This window comes from Nonomuraea lactucae (genome assembly GCF_003313395.1).
GTDB classification, from domain to species: Bacteria; Actinomycetota; Actinomycetes; order Streptosporangiales; family Streptosporangiaceae; genus Nonomuraea; species Nonomuraea lactucae.
Genome location: NZ_QNFZ01000727.1, coordinates 1 through 3809, shown reverse-complemented (window position 1 = coordinate 3809; position 3809 = coordinate 1). Strand labels below are relative to the sequence as shown.

General features: G+C 74.3%; 4 protein-coding genes. 3 read left to right on the top strand and 1 reads right to left on the bottom strand.

Translation table 11 applies throughout. The features are described 5' to 3' along the window. The 3 genes from DQW85_RS26175 to tuf form a co-directional block, all read left to right on the top strand. On the top strand, positions 1-271 hold a 271-nt coding region (locus tag DQW85_RS26175; protein ID WP_420819187.1), incomplete at its 5' end, for a hypothetical protein. 51 nt (positions 272-322) lie between these two features. Continuing rightward, a complete protein-coding gene (gene menC, locus DQW85_RS26170; protein ID WP_205315417.1) occupies positions 323-1423 on the top strand; it encodes an o-succinylbenzoate synthase in 1101 nt (366 codons plus the stop codon). 246 nt (positions 1424-1669) lie between these two features. Beyond that, a complete protein-coding gene (gene tuf / locus DQW85_RS26165) occupies positions 1670-2836 on the top strand; it encodes an elongation factor Tu (protein ID WP_113702601.1) in 1167 nt (388 codons plus the stop codon). Between the two features lie 110 nt (positions 2837-2946). Here the strand turns inward: tuf and DQW85_RS26160 are convergent. Next, positions 2947-3809: beta-galactosidase small subunit (locus DQW85_RS26160; RefSeq protein ID WP_240197432.1), on the bottom strand; the 863-nt coding region annotated here is incomplete at its 5' end.

Genomic DNA, 3809 nt, shown 5'->3' with positions numbered 1-3809 from the left:
CGGGCAGCGGGCGCCGTGCGTGCTGGAGGTCCGGGACGACGGCGGGGCGGTGCTCGACGGCGGGGCCGTGCCCGACGGCGACGTCACGGCCGGGGTCGTGCTGGCCCGGCTGGCCGCCCGGTTCCGCGCGGGCCGCTACCGCACCCCGCTGGTGACGGTCACGTTCGACTCCGTACGGCTCACGCAGGAGTCGGGCTCGCGGGTCAGGATCGCTCCGTGCGCCGCGGAGCCGGTGTACCTGGCGGCGCGCCCAGGGGTGCAGTCTGTGTAGTACGCCAGGCTTCGTCTGGTGAGACGTCGTCCCCTACGCACTGGAGAGAGCGTGAAGATCACAGGAGTTGAGCTGAGACGGATCGCGATGCCGCTGGTGGCGCCGTTCCGCACCTCCTTCGGCACCGAGACGGCGCGCGACGTGCTGCTGGTCAGGGTCGTCACCCCCGACGCCGAGGGCTGGGGCGAGTGCGTCGCGATGTCGGAGCCGCTCTACTCCTCCGAGTACGTGGACGGCGCGGCCGAGGTGATCCGCCGCTTCCTGCTGCCCGCGCTGCCCCCCGCGCTCGACGTCCACACCGTCGGCCGCGCGCTCGAACCGATCAAGGGTCACCGCATGGCCAAGGCCGCGGTGGAGACGGCCGTGCTGGACGCGCAGCTGCGGGCCACGGGCGAGTCGTTCGGCCGCTTCCTGGGCGCGGCGCGCGACCGGGTGCCGTGCGGCGTGTCGGTGGGCATCATGGACTCCGTCCCGCAGCTGCTCGACGCCGTCGAGGGCTACCTGGCCGAGGGCTACCTGCGGGTCAAGCTGAAGATCGAGCCGGGCTGGGACGTCGAGCCGGTCAGGGCGGTGCGGGAGCGGTTCGGTGACGGGCTGCTGCTCCAGGTCGACGCGAACGCCGCGTACACGCTGGGTGACGCGCCCCGGCTGGCCCGGCTCGACGACTTCGGGCTGCTGCTGATCGAGCAGCCGCTCGCCAACGACGACCTCGTGCAGCACGCCAGGCTGGCCAGAAGGCTGCGCACGCCGATCTGCCTGGACGAGTCGATCGAGTCAGCCGAGCACGCGGCGGCCGCGATCGAGCTGGGCTCCTGCTCGATCGTCAACATCAAGCCCGGCCGGCTCGGCGGCTACCTGGAGGCGCGGCGCGTCCACGACCTGTGCCGGGCGCACGGGGTGGCGGTGTGGTGCGGCGGCATGCTGGAGACCGGGCTCGGCAGGGCGGCCAACGTGGCGCTGGCGGCGCTGCCCGGGTTCACGCTGCCGGGTGACACGTCGGGGTCGCGCCGCTACTACGCCACGGACATCACCGAGCCGTTCGAGCTCGGTGACGGCCATCTGGAGGTGCCCGCGGGGCCGGGGCTGGGCGTGGAGCCCATCCCGGCGGTCCTCGACGAGGTGACCACGTCCACCGAGTGGATCCCGCTCTGACCTGACCGCCCGGCCGGCCCCATGGGGGCGGGAATATCCCGTTGCGATGCGGTGCTGACGGCCAGCATCATGGTCGTCATGTTCCGGCACGCTCTGTTCGCGACGCCCGCGGGTGCGGGCGTTCTCGAGCGTGTCCGCGACGGCCTGGAGCGCTGACCTCTTCCCGTACGTCCCGAGCGTGACCCGGCGGGGAGAGGTCGACGACCCGACGGGTCACCGAGACTCCAGGCACCCGAGGAAGGGACCATGGCCAAGCAGGCCTACGTACGGAACAAGCCGCACCTCAACATCGGCACGATGGGCCACGTCGACCACGGCAAGACGACGCTGACCGCCGCGATCACGAAGGTGCTCGCGCAGCGCGGGCAGGCCACGTACACGCCGTTCGAGCGGATCGACAGGACCCCGGAGGAGCACTCCCGGGGCATCACGATCAACATCTCGCACGTCGAGTACGAGACCGACACCCGCCACTACGCGCACGTCGACATGCCGGGCCACGCCGACTACGTGAAGAACATGATCACGGGGGCGGCGCAGCTCGACGGCGCGATCCTCGTCGTGTCCGCGCAGGACGGGATCATGCCGCAGACCCGGGAGCACGTGCTGCTCGCCCGGCGGGTCGGCGTCGAGCACCTGGTCGTCGCGGTCAACAAGGCCGACGGCGCCGACCCCGAGCTGACCGACCTGGTCGAGCTGGAGCTGCAGGAGCTGCTCGCCGAGCACGGCTACCACGACGTCCCGATGGTCCGGGTTTCCGGGCTGCGGGCGCTGGAGGGCGACCCGGAGTGGACGGCTTCGGTCGAGGCGCTGCTGCGCGCGGTCGACGACCACATCCCGGTCCCGGTCCGGTACGTGGACGCGCCGTTCCTCATGCCGGTGGAGAACGTGCTCACGGTCACCGGCCGGGGCACGGTCGTCACCGGCGCCGTCGAGCGCGGCACCGTGGCCGTGGGCGACGTGGTGGAGGTGGTCGGCTTCGGCGACGGCTTCACCGCGGTGGTGACCGGGGTGGAGACCTTCGGCAAGACGATGGAGCGGGGCGAGGCGGGCGACAGCGCCGCGGTGCTGCTGCGCGGTGTCCGCCGCGACCAGGTGCGGCGGGGCATGGTGCTGGCCGCGCCGGGCAGCCAGCGGGCCCACCGCTCGTTCACCGCCCGGATCCGCCTCCTCACGCCCGGGGAGGGCGGGCGGCGCAGGCCGGTCGCGCCGGGGTACCGGCCGCAGTTCTACCTGCGGACGACCGACGTGCCCGGTGAGCTGTCGCTGCCCGGCCCGGCCGAGCCGGGCGACACGGTGGAGGTGGCGGTCGAGCTGGGCAAGGCCGTCGCGCTCGAACCGGGGCTCGGCTTCGCGATCCGCGAGGGCGGGCTGACGGTCGGCGCGGGCACGGTCCTCACCGTCCCGGACTGACCGCCCACCGGCGGCTCTCCGGCCCCCTTCGCGCCCCCGACCGGTGGGTCGGGGGCGCGGCGGGGTCGGGATCAGCGGGGGGGCGGGGGCAGCGGGGTCGGAAGCGGGGGTCAGATCGGGGCGAAGCGCAGCCGGAAGGTCACCGGCTCGGCCCGCAGCTCGTACGCCGGGAGCGTGCCCGGCCCGCAGCTGGCCGTGCCGACGCCCTGCTGGGCGTGGTCCAGGTTGACGTGGACCCGGTCGCCGGGGACGAGGTCGGGCCGGTGGCGGGCGCGTTCGAGGTCGGCCGTGGTCCACCGCCTCACGGTCAGCCCGAACAGCGGGTCGCCCGACACCCTGACGCCCCGCCCGCCGGGGCCGGTCAGCTCGGCCCAGCGGACGTCCGCGCGGTGGCCGTTCTCCTGGGGGAAGACGTACGGGGTCTGCAGCTCCTCGACCGTGGCGGTCCACCTGCCGACCCTGGCGGCCAGGCCGGTGTCGGGGTACGCCTCGCCGGGGCCCCTGCCGAACCATGTGACGCGGCCGAGCTCGGCGGGCAGCGACATGGCGACGCCGAGCCGCGGGATGGGCGTGAGCCAGCCGCCTTCGGGCTTGACGTCCACGGTCAGCTCCAGCGCGTCGCCGTCGGCCGTCCACCGGTAGGTGACGCGCATGCCGAGATCGCTGGAGGCGGGCGCGACCCGGGTGCGCACCGTGAGCCCGCCGCCGGGGCCGCCGGTCTCGACGGCGTCCACGCGGTGGGTCATCCGGTGCATGCCGACCTGCGCCTGCCGCCAGGTCTCCACCAGTCCGCCGTACTGGTCGTTGTCGACGGGCGCGCGCCACAGTTCCAGGCGCGGGCCCTCGACGTCGAGGCCGAACAGCCGGGCGAGCCGCCCGGTGAGCGGGTCGAACCCGCCGCCACCGAGGGTCACCCCGGCCCCGCCGCCGCCGAGGGCGACCTCGGCCGGGCCGCCACCGAGCGTGACCCCGG

Bases quoted from the DNA above. Each gene is read 5' to 3' on its own strand.
- tuf (WP_113702601.1), top strand. From the start codon at position 1,670: ATGGCCAAGCAGGCCTACGTACGGAACAAGCCGCACCTCAACATCGGC.